Raw genomic sequence first — 20,186 nt, forward strand, 5'->3', positions numbered from 1 at the left:
CCCGTAAACCGTTCCGATTTTTTATATAATAGTAAGTTGTATAACTAGCACTTCAAGGTGAAAGAGACTTGAGGTTTTGAGAAGTAACTCGAGGTAGTAGCTGAATGATATACTCTTTTTAAGAGGAAAATCATAAATCTAAATTCAATTTTAATTGCAAATAAATCAATAGTAAAAACTATGATGAATAATAGAAACAATAAGGACAATAAGAATACTATCAAAAGATTTGATAGAATTTCAATTGGTTTGGCTTCACCAGAATCAATCTTGGCAGAGTCAAGAGGTGAGGTTTTAAAACCGGAAACTATCAATTATAGAACTCACAAACCAGAACGTGATGGTCTTTTCTGCGAAAGAATTTTCGGACCAGTAAAAGATTTCGAATGTGCTTGTGGAAAATACAAAAGAATTCGCTACAAAGGAATTGTTTGTGACCGATGTGGTGTTGAAGTTACAGAGAAAAAAGTACGTCGTGATAGAGTAGGACACATCAATCTTGTTGTGCCAATTGCTCACATTTGGTATTTCCGTTCACTTCCAAACAAAATTGGTTACATACTTGGATTGCCATCTAAGAAATTAGATATGATTATCTACTACGAAAGATATGTAGTAATTCAAGCAGGTATCGCTCAAAATGCTGAAGGAGAATCACTTCAAAGACTAGACTTTTTGACTGAAGAAGAATATCTAAATATTTTAGATACACTTCCAATGGAAAATCAATATTTAGATGATAATGATCCAAATAAATTCATTGCCAAAATGGGTGCTGAATGTATTATGGATTTATTAGCGCGTACAGATTTAGATGCATTGTCTTATGATTTAAGACATAGCGCTAATAACGAAACATCTAAACAAAGAAAAACAGAAGCGTTAAAAAGATTGCAAGTTGTTGAATCTTTCCGTGAAGCAAATCTAAATAGAGAAAACCGTCCAGAATGGATGATTCTTAAAGTTATACCAGTTATTCCACCAGAATTACGTCCGTTAGTGCCACTTGATGGTGGTCGTTTCGCGACATCTGATTTGAATGATTTGTACCGTAGAGTTATCATCAGAAACAACCGTTTAAAAAGATTAATGGAAATCAAAGCTCCAGAAGTTATCTTAAGAAACGAAAAGCGTATGTTACAAGAATCTGTAGATTCATTGTTTGATAACACACGTAAAGCTTCTGCAGTTAAAACAGAATCAAATAGACCATTAAAATCACTTTCTGACTCGTTAAAAGGTAAGCAAGGTCGTTTCCGTCAAAACTTATTAGGAAAACGTGTTGATTATTCTGCACGTTCAGTAATTGTTGTTGGACCAGAAATGAAATTGTTCGAATGTGGTCTTCCAAAAGATATGGCTGCTGAATTATACAAACCATTCGTTATTCGTAAATTAATCGAAAGAGGAATTGTTAAAACAGTTAAATCGGCTAAAAAAATAATTGATAAAAAAGAACCAGTAGTTTGGGATATTTTAGAAAATGTAATTAAAGGACATCCAGTATTACTGAATCGTGCTCCTACATTACACAGATTGGGTATTCAAGCTTTCCAACCAAAATTAATTGAAGGAAAAGCTATCCAATTACACCCATTGGTATGTACAGCATTCAACGCGGATTTTGATGGTGACCAGATGGCAGTTCACTTGCCACTTGGACCTGAAGCTATTTTGGAAGCACAATTATTAATGTTGGCTTCGCACAATATCTTGAATCCTGCAAATGGTGCGCCAATTACCGTTCCATCTCAAGACATGGTTCTTGGTCTTTATTATATGACCAAAGAAAGATTATCAACTCCAGAGCATCCAATTTTAGGTCAAGATTTGACATTCTATTCTGCCGAAGAATGTAATATTGCATTAAACGAAGGAAGAGTTGAATTGAATGCAAGAGTTAAAATTAGAGCTAAAGATTTTAATGAAAATGGAGAATTAGTTTATAAAATTATTCAAACAACTGCAGGAAGAGTTCTATTTAATGAAGTGGTTCCACAAGCTGCAGGTTATATAAACGAAGTATTAACTAAAAAATCTTTACGTGATATTATTGGAAAAATCTTGTCGGTAACTGATGTTCCTACAACTGCTGCTTTCCTTGATGAAATGAAAGATATGGGATATAAATTCGCTTTCAAAGGTGGTTTGTCATTCTCATTAGGTGATATTAGAATTCCTGAACAAAAAACTAAATTGATTGCTGATGCAAGAGAACAAGTAGAAGGAATTTCGTTAAACTACAACATGGGACTTATTACCAATAACGAACGTTACAACCAAGTTATTGATATCTGGACTTCTGCCAATGCGCAATTAACAGAATTAGCAATGAAGAATATCCGTGAGGACCAACAAGGTTTCAACTCGGTATATATGATGCTTGACTCTGGAGCGCGTGGATCTAAAGAACAAATTCGTCAGTTAACTGGTATGCGTGGTTTGATGGCTAAGCCTAAAAAATCTACTGCTGGTGGTGGTGAAATTATTGAAAACCCAATTCTTTCTAACTTTAAAGAAGGTCTTTCTATCCTTGAGTACTTTATTTCTACTCACGGTGCGCGTAAAGGACTTGCGGATACGGCTCTTAAAACTGCCGATGCAGGTTACTTAACTCGTAGATTACATGACGTTTCTCAAGATGTTATTGTAAACTCTGTAGATTGTGGTACATTAAGAGGAATTGAAGTTTCTGCTTTAAAGAAAAACGAAGAAATTGTTGAAACATTAGGAGAAAGAATTTTAGGACGTGTTGCACTACAAGACGTTATTAATCCTCTTGATTCAAATATATTAGTTCACGCTGGTGAACAAATTACTGAAGCTATCGTTAAAGCAATTGAAGAATCTCCAGTTGAAAAAGTGGAAGTTCGTTCACCATTGACTTGTGAAGCTAAAAAAGGTATTTGTGCTAAATGTTACGGAAGAAACTTAGCTACTGGAAAAATGACCCAAAAAGGTGAAGCTGTTGGTGTTATCGCTGCACAATCTATTGGTGAGCCTGGAACACAGTTAACATTACGTACATTCCACGTTGGTGGAGTTGCTGGAGGAGTTTCGGAAGAATCAACAATTGTAGCAAGATTTGGTGGAAAACTTGAAATTGAAGATTTAAAAACTGTAGTTGGTGATGATAACGATGGAAATAAAGTTGATATTGTAATCTCACGTTCTACGGAATTGAAATTAATTGATGTTAAAACTGGAATTCTATTAAGTACTCACAACATTCCTTACGGTTCATTTATCTATGTAAAAGATGGAGATGTGGTTGAAAAAGGAGCTGATATTTGTAAATGGGATCCATATAATGGAGTTATCATTTCTGAATTTACTGGAAAAGTTGGTTACGAAGATTTAGAGCAAGGACAATCTTTCATGGTTGAAATTGATGAGCAAACTGGTTTCCAAGAAAAAGTAATCTCTGAAGGAAGAAATAAAAAATTAATACCAACTTTACATATCTATGGAAAAGATGGCGAATTAATCCGTACTTACAATTTACCAGTTGGAGCTCACCTTATGGTAGAAGATGGAGAGAAAATTAAAGCAGGAAAAATTCTTGTGAAAATTCCTCGTCGTTCTTCAAAAGCAGGTGATATTACTGGAGGTTTACCAAGAATTACAGAGTTGTTAGAAGCTCGTAATCCTTCTAATCCTGCTGTAGTTTCAGAAATTGATGGAGTTGTTTCTTTCGGAAAAATCAAAAGAGGTAACCGTGAGATTGTAATTGAATCTAAATTTGGAGAGATTAAAAAGTATTTAGTTAAACTATCAAATCAAATTCTAGTTCAAGAAAATGACTTCGTAAAAGCTGGAGTTCCTTTGTCTGATGGTGCTATAACACCAGAAGATATTCTTAGAATTCAAGGTCCATCTGCTGTTCAACAGTATTTGGTTAACGAAATCCAAGAAGTGTATCGTCTGCAAGGTGTAAAAATCAATGACAAACACTTCGAAGTTGTTATCCGTCAAATGATGCGTAAAGTAAGAGTTGAAGATCCAGGAGATACATTATTCTTAGAAGAGCAATTAATTCATACGGCTGATTTCATTGTTGAAAACGATAAGTTATACGGAATGAAAGTGGTTGAAGATTGTGGAGATTCTGATGTGTTGAAAGCCGGTCAAATTGTCTCTCCACGTGAGTTGAGAGATGAAAATTCATTATTGAAACGTAATGATAAGAACTTAGTAGTTGCTCGTGATGTAATTACAGCTACTGCAACTCCAGTTCTTCAAGGTATTACAAGAGCTTCGCTTCAAACTAAATCGTTCATCTCTGCGGCATCGTTCCAAGAAACTACTAAAGTATTAAACGAAGCTGCTGTTGCAGGTAAAGTCGATACATTAGAAGGATTGAAAGAAAATGTAATTGTTGGACATAGAATTCCTGCTGGTACAGGTATGAGAGATTACGATCATACTATTGTTGGCTCAAAAGAGGATTTCAATGAAATTATGTCTAAAAGAGAAGAATATATATACTAAGTTATGAGTGATAATAATCAACAACAAGGACAAATCAATATTGAGCTTGATGAAAAAACAGCTGATGGAATTTATTCTAATCTAGCCATTATAAATCATTCAGCATCTGAATTTGTTTTAGATTTTGTTACTATTATGCCGGGAGTTCCTAAGGCAAAGGTTAAATCTAGGATTGTTTTAACTCCACAGCATGCAAAAAGGTTTCTTAAAGCATTGGGTGAAAATATCCATAGATTTGAAGTGAACAATGGTGAAATAAAAGACACCGATCAACCTCAAATTCCTTTGAATTTTGGTCCAGCTGGTCAGGCTTAATTATAAGTTTTTTTTAAAAAAATGCCTCTCAAATTTGGGAGGCTTTTTTTTTACTATAATTTTAACTTTTATTAAATCATTAATTTTCCCTCTTTTTATTTTTGTTATTGATAGATAATTAACTTAAAAATGATTATTTATCAACACGAAAACGTTATAGTTATCAGGGCTGTTGTTGTTGAATAATCTTTCTCATGTAAATGTGTTAATTTTATGTTGTCAAATTGTGAATATAAATATTTGCGGTAAGATGATTTGTCAAATTTTAACTTAAATCATTACAATATGAAAAGATTTTTACACAAAGGATTACTCTGTTCATTTTTTGTTTCTGCTTCATTGTTTTCAGTTGATGCAATAGCGCAAAACATTTTTAGCGGAGAACCAGTTCAAGTTGTTGGTTCGTTTAATGGATACGCTACAACACCGTACAATTCTGATTATAGAACGACTAGTTTTAGAAGGGTTTCTGTCTCAACAGGAACTCCAACTGATGGAAGAGGTCAATGGGCTACCACAATCAACGTACAGCCTTCAGGAGGCAATGTTACTCCTATCAATATGCTTGGTGGTGGTGGAAATGGATTTTTATTCATTTCAGGACCTTCTGGGAGTCGTTTTCAAAACAAATGGGTGTTTGATGGAATTGGTCAAGGTGCTTTGAACGCTGTTAACGGAACAGTTTACAATACTGGAAATGATATGGGACTAAACATGAGTACTGCCGGCAGATATACTTTTGTTATGAATGATGTGGGTTACACAGGAACAAATTCTAGATATTATGTTGGTTATACAACCAATGCTCCAGTAACCGTATCAAGAACAAGTCAAAGTTTTAATCTAACTCAAACAGTAGTCAATATTACTACTAGCGCAACGCCTTCAAGTGGTGAAAATGTTTATGTGCGCTATAGAGTAGGAACAAACAATTTTTCTGCATCAACTGCTGTAGTGCAAGCGACAGGTTCTGGAACATCTTGGACTGCAACTTTACCTGCTCAAGCTTGTGGAAGTACTGTTCACTATTATGTATATACTAGTACAAGAACTTTAGCTCAAATCAACTCTGATTCTGAAACTGATCGTTCCTTAGCTACCTTGCGTTATGATGATAATGGAGGAACAAACTATTCTTCTACTTTACCAGCAGCAATTACTTATTACGCAGATGCTGATGCTGATGGTTTTGGAAATCCATTAGTAACACAATCTAGTTGTACAGGTGCTCCAGTTGGTTATGTGTCTAATAACACTGATTGTAATGACAGTCAAATTCAATATTTTGATGGTGATGGTGATGGATTTGGAGTTAATGTTCAAGTTGCTTGTGGTGTTTTAAATACTACTGATTGTGATGATGATAACGAAGAAGTTTATCAATTAGGAAACTTTTATGTTGATGCGGATGGCGATAATTATTCTACAAGTGAAACTACAACTGAATTGTGTTATGGTGCTTCAGAGCCGATTGGTTACAGTGCAATCAATTTAGGATTAGACTGTGACGATACAAATGTAGCGATCTATCAATTAGGAAATTTTTATGTTGATGCTGATGGCGATAATTATTCTACTAGTGAGACAACTACTGAACTGTGTTATGGAGCAACTGAACCTGCAGGTTACAGTGCTATCAATTTAGGATTGGATTGTGATGATACTATTGCTGCTGTTAATCCTGGTATGGCAGAAATACCATACGATGGTTTAGACAATGATTGTGATACTGTCTTAGACAATGGATTTGCTCCTTTTGTATCAACTATGTTAAATTGTGGAACCACTTTATCTAATATTGGTTCTTTAATATCATGTGTTGGAACTGTTAATGCTGCAGAATATAGATTTGAGGTTACAGGTCCAAACGGAACAGTAACTATTGATAGAAATGTTCAGTACTTTAGTTTAACACAATTGGCAGATTATCAATATGCTACTACTTATTCAGTTAGAGTAATGCTGAGAAGAGCAGGACAAACTAACTTTGTAGGTTACTACAGTTCACCTTGTTCATATTCTACGCCACCAGTTACTTCACCAGTTGGAGGAGTTGGTTCAACACAGTTGCAGTCATACTGTAATGGTACATTGCCAACTTTGGCTACATTGATAGCAACTACAAGTTTACCAGGAGTAACAGGATACCGTTTTAGAGTTACCAACACTGAAACAGGAACTGTTCAAACTTTAGATAGAAGCTTACACTGGTTCTCTTTAACAATGTTAAATGAATTCCACTATGGCACTACTTATTTAGTAGATGTAGCCGTTAGAACAACTGCTGCATTCCCTGCTGAGCCAACATTTGGTGCACCATGTTTTGTAACTACACCAGCGTTACCAAGTTTAACAGCTTATTGTGGTGGCGTTGTTCCAAACAAAGGAATTACAATTCCAACTACTAGTTTGAATAGAGCTACTTTGTATCGTTTTGAGGTTACACGTTATTCAGATAATACTTTAAATACTATCTTGAGTGTACAACAAATTGATAGAACGCAACACTGGTTTAATTTTAACTTAGTTACAGATTATGTTCCAAATGGAGTATATGGCGTAAGAGTAAGCGTGATGACATCAGGTTCTTTCCCTGGTTCATCAGTACTTGGTCAGTTCTTATATGGTGATACTTGTATTATTACTTCACCAAATATTGCTAGAGAAGCTACACCAGTTGCAACAAGTAGGTTTGAAGCTGTTGGTTATCCAAATCCATACGATTATGAGTTTGGTATCAAATTAGACACTACTAGTGATAGTATGGTTAGTATTAAGGTTTATGACATGATTGGAAAACTAATCGAACAAAGAGAAGTTGCACCAATTGACATTCCTGTACAAGCTATCGGAGAGCGTTATCCAACTGGAGTTTATAACGTAGTTGTTAGCCAAGATGGTAATGCTAAATCATTACGTATGATTAAGAGATAATCTATTTTACTCTTTTTATTTTATACCCTGTCAAGCGATTGACGGGGTATTTTATTTTAGTATTTATATCTTCTATAATTACAAAACTCATTGATTGTTACTAGCTAGTGCTTTTTTTGTTGTGTAGTTTCATGATCTTTAAGATTGTTTTTCTTGATTATCGATCTCTATACCTGTTATCCATTGGATATTTCTTGGGTAAATGCATATTCTATTCATTTTTAATCTGCTTATAGTGCTCGTTTTTAGTTAATGTTTACTGTTATTACCTTATACTTAAATACGATTTATATACATATTATATACGACATATACACGACATATATAGGTATTATATCTGGAGTAAGTATAACTTTATTATTTTTTATATATGACATAAGAATATTGTTCTATATCATTTTTTCTTTCTTAGAGTTATTTTTAAGCTATAATTGGCTGAAATGTTCAAAATGGTTAGAATGGATATTAATCACGATTGGCAAAATACTTTTTTATGTTTTTTTTCAGTTTTTGTAGTGTAGGCAATAAAGTCTTGTGTTTTGATTTTGTTGTTTACTTCACTGATTATCAATTTAAAATTTTAATAAGACATGGCTAAAGCAAATAATATTTTAAAGATTGAAGCTACGGTTGGCGAACTTACTTTTTTTAAGCTTGGGATCAAAAGCTTTATTAGCAAAAAAGGTAGTGTTTCAAAAGAAAGTATTGAAACGGATACTGGTGTTGTTCGTACGAGAGAAAACAAAAATTAGTTATCTCTATGTGTTGGCTTTGGTCGATTACTTCGAATGGGTTTGGTTAAGGCAGAAAACAGCCAAATGTCAAGTTGGTTGTTTCAAACACCTTATAGTGTTAAACTGCTATATTATACTGTTTCTTAGAGAGATTAACGTAATGTTGTTCTGGTGTTGCGACAGTTGAAAGTAAGCTTGCATTGAAAGGATTTGATTTTAATGTCAACGCGCCGTTGAATAGTGTGCTTTTTACTCCTTATGATTTTAGATCTGTTAACTAACTCTCTTTCCTATCAAAAATCTTGTTGCTATGGAGCAATTGAGTTTTCCTTAAAGTGCAACACATATTAGTTTTCAATTGGCGGGTTTTGGTATTAATTTTGAAGCTCAAGAAACCGATTTGGTTCTTATTTCTAATGAAAATGTAACTTTGACCATTATGGCAGGTGATGTTATAATTATAATGAGGATTTTTCTATTATGCTGGTTTTTGATATGGTTTATTTTTTTTATTTATCTCAAGAGTTTATTCTTTTTGGGATTAGTTTTTAGTGGTTAGTTTTTTTTGTTCTCTATACTATTCCACGGTCTGAAAATTGTATTTTTATTTTTTAAATCATTTGAAAAGAGAGCTCTAATTGATGAAGTTTGGAGTGTTTTTTAACAAAAAAAAGTAGTGCTTTCGGCACTACTTTTTATTATTATTGTTATCGAATTTTATTAGTTCAATAATTTTCTTGTAATTATTAAACCTGAGCTTAATTTAATCTTTGCTAAATAAACTCCATTTGGATAGTTGAATACTTCTCTGAAACTTGTGCTGTCTCCATTCAATGCTGTTGAACTTAGAAGTTTTCCTGAAACGTCATACAAATCTACTTGAGCAATATTTTCTGTTGATTGAATATTGATGTAGTTGTTTTTGATATAAGTAAACGTGTTGTTTACTGTATTGTCATTTGTTCCAAGATTAGCATTGGTGTATCTTAACACAAATCTGTTTTCAAAACTACCTGTTGCTGATGTAAACGAATATGGTGTAGCACGTAAGTCGTGAATGATACCATTAGTTGTATCTTCTAGGTAAATTTCTTGATTAGCGTTTGCGAAAATACCTTCTGCAATATCAATTCCAATTTTATATGTTCCTGATTGTGGCACATTGTATCCAATGTTTACTCTGTCATTTACGTCAAATGAAGGACGACCTTGAATAATGTAAGCATCATTTCCAATTTTCGAATAAAAATTATAAGCTGCAACCTTATCACCAAATGCATCATACATTCTATCTTTTCCAATGGTAGCTCCATCAACATATCCTATTAAGGTTGTTAATTTGCTATTGTTTTGATCTACAATGTTCAGCCAAAGTCTGTCTTTTTGTTGGATGTTTTGTTCTTCTGCTTGTCTGTAGAATTGTGAATTGTCATAAGGACTTGTCACCGTACTGTAACGCATAGTGTTGTCAAAATAGATTATTTCTCCAGATGCTTCACTTTCTAGAAGGTTTACAAAAAATCCTTGACCAGAAGCGATTTTTCCATTATATCCTGGTGGCACAGAGCCAACTCCAGGAGTATAGGTTATATAATCGCTAGCAGCATAACTTAGTTGTGCACTACCGTAGAATGATGCTCCATTTGGACCAATTTGTGTTCCGTGTGACCATATTTTAACGAAACCATCTAGAACACCATTAGCAGAAATAAAAGTATCGGCATCTATTGCGGATGGGTAAGGATTTCCTAATAAATTCCAGTTGTCATCTTCCGCTGTTATAGGGAATCCATTTGTTCCAGTTAATCCAGTTGAAATTGTTCCTTTTAGTGCTGGTATATCTACAAGTCCATTGTTTGGTTTTCCTGAGAAGCTGAATGTAAAGTTAGTTGGTGTTGAAGGATGTCCGCTTGGACCTCTAACAATGTATCCTTTACCTTTAACTGCTGGCAAAATAAAATCATTTCCAGGTGCCCATTTACCTTGTCCACCGTTATTATTTGTTGCATTTGTATCCCATTTGTAGATATAATTTATACCTGATGTTGGAGAGAATTGGTAGGTGTATAACGATTCAAAAGGTGATGACCAATAGATGTAGTCATAGTTTCTTAGTGTACCTATTCTAGTGTAAGTAACACTATTATTATTACCCACATTGTTATTAATAGCTACATTTGTGATTTGTACTAAATTAGCATCGTCTTGTAGTGTTATGTTTCCACCGGCTGCTACTCTAATTTCATCGGTTACTATTAATGAATTTCCAGAGTTTACTACTAAAGTTGCTCCAGTTGCTACATTTAGTTTACCAGCAAAAGCATTATAGGTTGTTCCAGTTACCACAGGAGGAAACGCACTTACACCTATAGATACACAATCTGTGTTGCTAGGTATTCCTACTGGAAGCCAGTTGGCTGCATTACTCCAATCACTAGTGCTAATTCCGTTCCATGCTTTTCCAGTTACCGTTGCTGTACCTGTTCTGTTTACTGGTAAAGAAGAAGGACAATTTGCATCTCGTAAGGCAGTTACTGTGTATGAGGTTGTTACACCAGGACTAACACTAAATGTATAAGGGTTTGTTGATGTTGTAACTGTTACTGGAGTTGTGCCGTCAGTATATGTTAATGTCCAAGGTGCCACACCTGTTAATGCTATACTGATAGTAGTGTTAGCACAAGCTGAGCCTGTTCCAGAAATTACTGAAGTTGGTCCTTGAATTACAAAGTTAGTAGCTGTTCTAATGTTTGGAAATGAAGAACAAGCAGCATAATAAGTGTATGTTCCCGGTGTATTTGTATTCGCTAAACCTGAACCTGCCACTCCAACTGGATTAAATGGAGTTCCTGTTGCAATGGCTGTACCACCTGTTGCTGCAGTATACCACTGTAGTGCACCAGCAGTTGAAGCAGAAATATTTGCTCCTGGCGGACCATTTACAAACCAAGTATAATTTCCAGTAATAGCTGTGTTACCAAATGCCCAAATAGTAGAATATAAAGTATATATTGTTCCAGCAGTTAGTGGAACATTAGTCATTATAGGTTCGCTTCCGCCACTATCATCATCACCATCAACCCATGTTCCTGAGCCAGGACATTGTCCTGCAACGAAAGAACCAGTAGTTATATAACCCATTCCGTCAAAAGCGGTATCGTTACCCATGGTAAAGGTGTAATTTCCTGAAATGTTAACTGTAAAAGTTAAAGCAGTATAATTGGAAGTTACTGTAGCAAAATTACATGTGCTTGGGCTTGTAATAATTGTAGCTGGTCTAAAAGCTACTGGATCTGTTGCTGCATTCCAAGAACCTGATATTGTCATTCCTAGACTAATAAAATTTGTACAAGTTGCTGTAGCACTTATTGTTCCGGTTCCACCAGCACAAATAGTTGTTCCAGTAGTAACTGGAGGGTTAATCAAAGTTGTAAACGAGCTTGAAACCCAAGGACTAAAATCACCAGCACCACAATCACTTCTTATAAAGAAATAATAAACCGTATTTGGTGTTAATGAACCTATTGTAACCGTTGTTGCAGTTGTTGCTGTTCCTGAAACAGGAGTAACATTTGAAGTAGAAAGTACATATTGATAACCAACAGCTGGAACAAAGGTTGGTGTCCAGCTTATTGCAGCCGATGTCGTTGTTGGTGTGATAGGTGCGGAAATTGTAGGAGCAAAACACGTTGGTGAGCTTACACACAAACCGAAGGTTCCAAAACTATCACCACCATATTCCCAAACTCTAATATATACTGTAGAACCCGCAGGTCTTGTAATTGTTAAAAACGAATCTAAACCTGGTCCACTATCATCATCACAGGCAATAGAGGTTAAACTACCACACGTTCCATAATAGGCTTGCATTACTGTATCGGCAATTCCACCGCCAATATCAGAGGCATTTATGGTTACAGAACCACTGACTGGCATAACAAAGCTATACCAAACATCGCCACCACCATATAATCCACAACTTGTAGCAGGTGTTGCACTATCTGTTGCGCCAACATTAGTAAATGTTTTAGGTACACATGTAGAAGTTACAGTAATTGGTCGAGCAGTAGCACAATTATCAGGTAAAGGATAAGAAACTAGCGATATATCATCGACTGCTGCAGGCGGTGCTGTTCCTAATGATGCGTTATTAACCCATTCAAAAATTACTCTTACTACGGTACCAGCATAAACAGCTGGTATTGTAATTTCTGGTGAAGTTAACCAAGTAGCTTGATTGTTATAGTCTAATCTTCCATTGGTTGGGTCTAAAGTATTTACAGTTAGTCTGGAATTGATGCCACCAACAACACCATTTGCAGTAATTGGTGTGCCATAAGTTGGTACAAAAGTTGGAGTCGATGTAAGGTTAGTAGGGTGTGTTACAAACCATATTCTCATTCTGTCAAAAGTTGTTTCTCCTGCAGCAATCCAACGAAAATTTAGTTTAATATCATCTTCTGTAGCTGGAATTGTTATATCTCTGTAAAAATGAGTTGCTCTTGACGCTGTTAAAGTGTATGCATGTGGATCAGGTGTTGCACCTGTGTTATTTGTCACAAAGGCACAGTTTGTTGCAGTTCTTCCTACAACGCCTGTATCAACTGTCCATTGATTTCTAGTAGCTCCTCCAGCTGCAGGTGAAAACCAACCATTCAAAAGTAATGTGTTTCCAACTTCAAAACCACCATTCCCAGTAGGTGAAATATGTGTGGTTTGTGAATAAATAGTATTTATACATGAAAAGAAATAAACCAATACTATGCTAAAAGTTAGTTTTGAATTAGCATGCACTATTTTCCACCATGATGAATTAAAAGAATAATTTTTTCTCATATTATTGAGTATTAAAAATGTTGATTTGAAACAGAATAATTAACAAATTTACTTTTTTTATTGATGTATGCAAAAAAATGTCGATAACTTTCAAGATAAGTTAACGTTTATTGTTTGAATAAGTATCTTTTTTTTGGTAAATAGTTCTTTTTTGTAAATTTAAATAATTGATTTTTAGGTTTTTATATAATTTGTGTTGTGCTATTGTAATTAATTAATTGTAAAGGTAATGTTGTGTTTTTTCGAACAAAAGTGAAAACTTATTAACAATTTGAGTTTTAGGATGTAGTTCAACGATAATTTATTGCGTTTTATCGAATAACTAATGAAATTGCGTTATATTTTTATTTTTAGTTAAAAAGTTCTTAAAATATTATCTATTTTTAACTTCTTAATTTTAATCAATAACTATGTACAAAGATTACTTTTCTATGAGTTCTCGTAGGGATACGAGGCTCAGAAGTGACGTTTCTGAATGGCTTGGCTCACCGCCAACTAATTCAGTCACAACACAAAGTAACAGTTCCTTTCTAAAAGGATTGCTGATTACTGTCTTATCGTTATTTGCATTTTCGACAAATGCACAAGTTTCGGGTTATTCGTTCGCACAAACTAGCGGAACTTACACTGAAATTACTGGTGGTACACTTCTAGGAAGTACTGCGGATGATGATCAATATTTCGTGACTACAGCAACACCACTTGGTGGATCTGCTACATCGGGTATTGGATTTCCAATTGGTTTTGACTTTACCTATAATGGTGCAGTATATGATCGATTGGGTGTAAATTCAAACGGTTGGATTGCTTTAGGGCAATCAGCTCTCTCGCCTGCGGTAAATATGAACAGTACATCGGCATACACTGCATTGGCTTCTACCGCTACGGTAACGCCAAGCGTTCTGCGTGCTCGAATATCGGGGATGAATGCTGACTACATCAGTCAAACTGGTTCATCACTTCGTATAGAAACAATTGGTACTGCGCCAAATAGAACTTGTGTGGTTCAATTTAAGAATTACAGAAGGTTTGGTTCAGCAGGTACAGGGCAATCAATTAATTTTCAGATAAGATTAAATGAAACGTCAAACACGGTTCAGGTAATGTTTGGTACAAATACCTTTAATACTACCCTTTCTGTTGCTCAAGTTGGTCTAGGAGGTTCTTCATCTGCTGATTTTAATTCAAGAACTACAACAACTAACTGGAATGCAACAACTGCTGCAACTATTACTACTACTAGTACTTCCACAAACAATGCGGGTAACTTGCCTATAAGAACTACAGGAGTTACTGCACCAGCAAGTGGGTTAACATTTACTTGGACTGCGCCTAATTGTTTTGCTCCATCTGGTTTGGCGGTTACTGATATAACAGCTACAACTGCAGATATTGCATGGGTTGCACCAGGTTCAGGTTCTCCAGCATCTTATGAGTATGAAATTAGATCAAGTGGTGCTGCTGGTAGTGGTGCTACTGGTTTGGCAGCTACAGGAACAACAACCGCTCCTACAGTTAGTGTAGACAACGTTGGTGGTTTAGCAGCATCAACTGCATACAACTTATTTGTTAGAACAGTTTGTGCAAGCGGTGCTGGTACATCTGCATGGACATCTGCTCAAGCATTTACTACTCTTGCATTGTGTAATAGACCAACAGGAATTACTGTTACAGATATTACAGGAACTACTGCTGATATTGCATGGGTAGCTCCAACTTTTGGATCTACTGCTAGCTATGAGTATGAAATTAGATCAAGTGGTGCTGCTGGTAGTGGTGCAACTGGTTTAGCGGCATCAGGAACTACAACTGCACCAGTTGTCAGTGTAGATAACGTTGCTGGATTATCACCAGCAACAGCATACAACTTATTTATCAGAACTGTATGTTCTGGTGGTGATGGTACTTCTCTATGGACAGTGGCAGTTCCATTTACTACAACTTTAAACTGTGCTACTGCAATACCTCTAACAGCAGGTGTTTCAGTTACATCAGGGAATTTAGGAACTACTGGCGGTGCGTATAATATTAGCTCTTGTGGTTTTTCTACACCAGGAAAAGAATTACTATATACTTTTACTGCATCAGCAACAGGAACTTATACCTTAGAAATTACTAGTGTAAATGGTGGTTCAGAATATATTGAATATTTCTTCAAAGATTCTGCGTTAGGTTGTGGACCAACAGGTTGGACTTGTATTGACGATAACAATGCAGTGGGAACAGATACATTTACTTTAAATGCTGGTGTTACCTATTTCATTTTATTAGATGCTGAAAGTTCTTCTACTCTTGGGAATCATACCTTTAGAATAATTGCTCCTGTACTTTGTGATGGAACAACTACTGCGGGTACTGTTACTCCAGCGGCATCAACATTGTGTCCTTTAGGTACAGTAACGTTAACGCCAACAGGAATTACGCCAAGTAGCGTTTCAGGTTTGACATATCAATGGGAGACATCAGCTGATGGTTCAACTGGTTGGACTAATGCGCCAGGTACAAGTACTAATGCTACGTATGTTGCAACTGTAACTAGTGTAATTGCTTATTATAGATTGGCACTTACTTGTTCATTTACAACTTCAACGGTGAATTCAACTGTAGCATCGGTTGCTCCAGCTACTACACCAACAGTTCAAATTACTAATTTAGTTGCAACAACAGCTACTAACACTAGTATTACTTTATCATGGACTAACGGTAGCGGTAATAACCGTTCGGTTTTTGTAAATGCAGCTAACACTTTTGTTGACCCAATTGATGGAACTGTTCCAGGAACAGCAAGTACTGTTTATGGTGGTTCAGGTCAACAATTGGTATACAATGGAACTGCTTCAACAGTAACTGTAACTGGTTTAACGGTTGGAACTACTTATTATTTTAGAGCTTACGAGAGTTTATTGTGTACATCACCAAATTATTTATATAATGTAACTGGTGCTTCTGTAGCTTTAAATACTGCAGACAGACTAAAATATACTATTGCTCGTGCTGATGGTGTTTCTTACTCGCCAGTTTCAGGAAGTGCTATCACTTTAACTAGCGGAACAGGAGTTCAGGATGATACTAACTTTGGTGTTGTTTCTTTCTTCCCATTTAGCTATGCAGGAACAACTGTTTCTCAGTTCCGTGCAACTACTAATGGTTTTATGACTTTGAATGCAGGTAATTCTAATTCAACCTTTGGTAATGGTATTGCTGCAGCTGCAGGAAACAATTTTGTTTTAGCGCCATTCTGGGAAGATTTATATGTAAACAATAATACACCAAATACTCAGTTTGTTAAATATGAAATTACCGGTACTGTTGGTAGTAGAGTATTAACAGTTCAATGGGAAAACTTAGAGTTATTTAACTATCCTGGCCCAAGTTTAAATTTCCAAGTGAAATTATACGAAGGAACAAACGTTATTGAATATGTATATGGAGTTATGCAAGGTTTTGACGGATCTAATCCAAATAACGCTGCAGTAACTAACGGTTTAGCATTTAACTACACAGTTGGTATGTCAGCTGCTGCTTGGGCTTCGCCTGCTGCTGCTGGTGAAATTATTGGATTGCAAGAAGCCAATTCTTTAAGCTTTACTAGTGTTGGAGGAGTTACTCCAAATGAAGGTTTAAATAAATTATCTGTTTTACCTAATTGTAATAGTAGTTATACTTTCAGCCCAAGTGCAAGTATTAGAGCTAATGATGCTGCTCCAGCTATTCCAGCTGCACCATCTAATGATGAGCCAGCAGGTGCTGTTGTGTTAACAGCTTTACCAAGTGTTCCAGCTAATTTCTGTGGAACTTTCTACAGTTCTGCTTTTGCGACTGCTAGTGCGGGAGTTCCAGCGGAAATTCCTTCAACTATTGCTGATGATGATGTTTGGTTCAAATTTACTGCTATTTCTACAAACACTACAATTACATTACGTGGTTCAGGTGGTTATAATGCAGCAATGCAATTGTTAAGTGCAGATGCAAGTACTGTTTTAGCAAGCAAAAATGCTAATGGATTAACAGGTGTTTCTTTAACAGAAACTATCAATGCAGCTGATTTTGCTACAGTAATTGGTGATACTTATCTAGTAAGAGTTTATCACGCTGGTGGAGGAACACAAGCTACTGCAACTGCTACAGTTTCTGGAGGTGTTATTACTGGTTTTACTGGCTTAACTGGTGGAACAGGATATACTACGTCTAATGGTGGTGCAGGTGTTACTGCAACTCCAAAAGTATACATAACAGATGCTACAGGATCTGGTGCAGTTGCCGCGGTAACTATCGCTTCGGGTGTTGTAACAGGTATTACTTTACAAGGCTCTCAAGGTGGAACGGGTTACACTGCTCCAGTAGTAACTATTTCTCCACCTAACTTTGGTGTAACTGGAGATTTTTCTATTATTGTTAACGCAACTCCGGAAGCTCCAGCAAATGACAATATTTGTACTGCTACTTCATTAACAATTGGTACAACATGTACTACTACAGCAGGAAATACTTCAACAGCATCACCATCGCCACAAGCAGGTTGTGCAGGAAATCCTGATGATGATGTTTGGTATAGCTTTGTTGCAGCAGTTCCAAATCCTGTTATTACGGCTACTGGTTTAGCTGCTGGATTTGATGCTCGTGTTCAAGTTTTCTCATCTTCTGATAATACTTGTACAGGTACTTTAACTTCTTTATACTGTCAAAGTACTACAGCTGGCGGTGTTGCAGAAGTAGTAAACACTAGTGGTTTAACTGTTGGAAATACTTATTTTGTTAGAGTATATCACAATGGTACAGGTTCAGGTTCAGGTTCATTTACTATCTGTGTTACTGGAAATGCTCCAGCTTGTTTAACTACACCAACTGCTCCAGCTATTGCTGCTTCAGTCTGTGAAGGTACTCCAACTGTATTAAGTTGGGCTGCTGCATCAGGTGCAACGAGCTATGATGTATTTGTTGATAGTGTTTTAGTGTCTGATGATCAAACAGCGTTAACGTTTACTACAGCTGTTCTAGCAGCTGGTGCGCACACTTGGTCAGTTGTTCCATCTAATGCTTTAGGTTCAGCTTCAGGTTGTACTAACTGGACATTTACAACTATTGCTCCTCCAACTGCGGGTACAATTAGTGGACCAACGGCTTTATTTACTGGAAATCTAGGTACATATACACAAACTGGTGGTGCAGGTTTTACTTCACTTCAATGGAAAGTAGGTATTGTATCTGGTGGACCTTATACTAATATTACTGGTGCAACCACTAGTTCAGAAGAACTATCGCCAAATACTTCAGGAACTTTATACCTAGTATTGGCTTATATCAATGGTGCTTGTGAAGTATTATCGAGTGAATTGGCGATCGTTGTTTCAACCCAATATGATACACCTTGTGCGGCAGCTGTTTTAGCTGTTGGAGCTAACGGACCATACAGTAATGCAGGTTTAACAGGAGATGTTGGTGAGGTTGTTCCAGTTGGAACTAACTGTGATTCACAAACAACATGGTGTAATGCTACAGGAACTGTAAACAGTTTGTGGGCAACCTTTACTCCAACTGTGTCAGCTACGTATAGCTTTGAAACACCTGATTTTGATACACAATTAGCAGTTTATTCAGCTACCGATTGTGATGATTATTCAACATTTACTTTATTAGCGGCAAATGATGATGGTGGTACAGGAGTTTTTGGTTCTTCATTAATTGAATCAATTTGTTTAACAGCAGGTACAACATACTATGTTTTACTTGATGGATATAATGCAACTACTGGTTCTACAGAATTAATTGTATCACAATCTGGTGGTGGAAGTAATATTGCTGGTGCAGTTGCCACAGCAGCTTCTCCATCAATTTGTGAAACACAAGGAACTACACTATCAGTTACTGGTGGTACAATAGTTCCTGGTGATGTTTGGACATGGTATGAAGGTTCTTGTGGTGGTACACCAGCCGGAACTGGAGCATCTATTTCAGTTTCTCCAGGTGTTGTAGGTGTATATACATATTACGCTCGTTTAGAAGGTTTCTGTGTTCCTACAGCTTGTGTTCAAGTGACACTAACAGTTACTGAACCAGGATTATTGTATCTTGATGCTGATGGAGATGGCTATGGAGATCCTACTGATTCAATAACAGGATGCGTAGGTGATCCTTCTACTGAGGGTTATATTGCTAACAACACTGACTGTGACGACACATTAGCGTCTGTTAATCCTGGAGCTACTGAAGTTCCATATGATGGTATTGACAATGATTGTGTTGGTGGATTAGATAATGGATTTGCTCCATTCACGTCAACAATGTTAAATTGTGGAACTACATTATCAAATATTGGTTCTGTTATTTCATGTGTTGGAACAGCAAATGCTGCTGAGTATCAATTTGAGGTACGTAGAGTAGTAAATGGAGTTCCTTTGACAGATGAAGAAGAAACACCACAAACTATCAACAGAAATGTTCAGTACTTTAGTTTAACACAATTGGCAAACTATCAATATGCTACTACTTATTCAGTTAGAGTAATGTTGAGAAGAACAGGACAAACTAACTTTGTAGGTTACTCTAGCGCGCCTTGTTTATATTCTACACCAGCGGTTACTACGCCAGTTGGAGGAGTTGGTTCAACACAGTTACAGTCTTACTGTGGAGAAACATTGCCAACGTTAGCAACTTTAATTGCTACAACTAGTTTACCAGGAGTTACACAGTACCGTTTTAGAGTTACTAACACTGAGACAGGAGCTGTTCAAACTTTAGATAGAAGCTTACACTGGTTCTCGTTAACAATGTTAAACGAATTCCACTATGGTACTACTTATTTGGTTGATGTAGCCGTTAGAACAACTGCTCCATTCCCAACAAATCCAACATTTGGAGCGCCATGTACAGTTACTA

General features: G+C 36.2%; 6 protein-coding genes. 5 read left to right on the top strand and 1 reads right to left on the bottom strand.

Annotated elements, in window-relative coordinates; genetic code table 11:
- The first annotated feature begins 180 nt into the window (after positions 1-180).
- The 4 genes from rpoC to BC748_RS14210 all read left to right on the top strand — a co-directional run bounded on the left by rpoC (position 181) and on the right by BC748_RS14210 (position 8,492).
- On the top strand, positions 181-4,491 hold the full coding sequence (gene rpoC, locus BC748_RS11640; RefSeq protein WP_133533662.1) for a DNA-directed RNA polymerase subunit beta': 4,311 nt from the start codon (positions 181-183) through the stop codon (positions 4,489-4,491).
- A gap of 3 nt (positions 4,492-4,494) precedes the next feature.
- Positions 4,495-4,806: a DUF3467 domain-containing protein gene (locus BC748_RS11645; protein WP_133533663.1), complete on the top strand. Its 312-nt coding sequence runs from the start codon at positions 4,495-4,497 to the stop codon at positions 4,804-4,806.
- Between the two features lie 285 nt (positions 4,807-5,091).
- Positions 5,092-7,740: a MopE-related protein gene (locus BC748_RS11650; RefSeq protein WP_133533664.1), complete on the top strand. Its 2,649-nt coding sequence runs from the start codon at positions 5,092-5,094 to the stop codon at positions 7,738-7,740.
- A 590-nt stretch (positions 7,741-8,330) separates the two neighbouring features.
- Positions 8,331-8,492 (top strand): hypothetical protein, encoded by a 162-nt coding sequence (locus BC748_RS14210; protein ID WP_162846458.1) that lies wholly within the window; start codon positions 8,331-8,333, stop codon positions 8,490-8,492.
- 702 nt (positions 8,493-9,194) lie between these two features.
- Here the strand turns inward: BC748_RS14210 and BC748_RS11655 are convergent.
- Positions 9,195-13,310: a T9SS type A sorting domain-containing protein gene (locus BC748_RS11655; RefSeq protein ID WP_133533665.1), complete on the bottom strand. Its 4,116-nt coding sequence runs from the start codon at positions 13,308-13,310 to the stop codon at positions 9,195-9,197.
- Positions 13,311-13,720: 410 nt separating this feature from the next.
- Between BC748_RS11655 and BC748_RS11660 the strand changes: the two genes are divergently transcribed.
- Positions 13,721-20,186 (top strand): MopE-related protein (locus tag BC748_RS11660; protein WP_211338559.1); only part of this gene is annotated, 6,466 nt, incomplete at its 3' end.

Source organism: Flavobacterium dankookense (assembly GCF_004362665.1).
GTDB lineage: Bacteria > Bacteroidota > Bacteroidia > Flavobacteriales > Flavobacteriaceae > Flavobacterium > Flavobacterium dankookense.

Coding starts and splice junctions, on each gene's coding strand:
- rpoC (WP_133533662.1), top strand. CDS start 181: ATGATGAATAATAGAAACAATAAGGACAATAAGAATACTATCAAAAGA.
- BC748_RS11645 (WP_133533663.1), top strand. CDS start 4,495: ATGAGTGATAATAATCAACAACAAGGACAAATCAATATTGAGCTTGAT.
- BC748_RS11650 (WP_133533664.1), top strand. CDS start 5,092: ATGAAAAGATTTTTACACAAAGGATTACTCTGTTCATTTTTTGTTTCT.
- BC748_RS14210 (WP_162846458.1), top strand. CDS start 8,331: ATGGCTAAAGCAAATAATATTTTAAAGATTGAAGCTACGGTTGGCGAA.
- BC748_RS11655 (WP_133533665.1), bottom strand. CDS start 13,310: ATGAGAAAAAATTATTCTTTTAATTCATCATGGTGGAAAATAGTGCAT.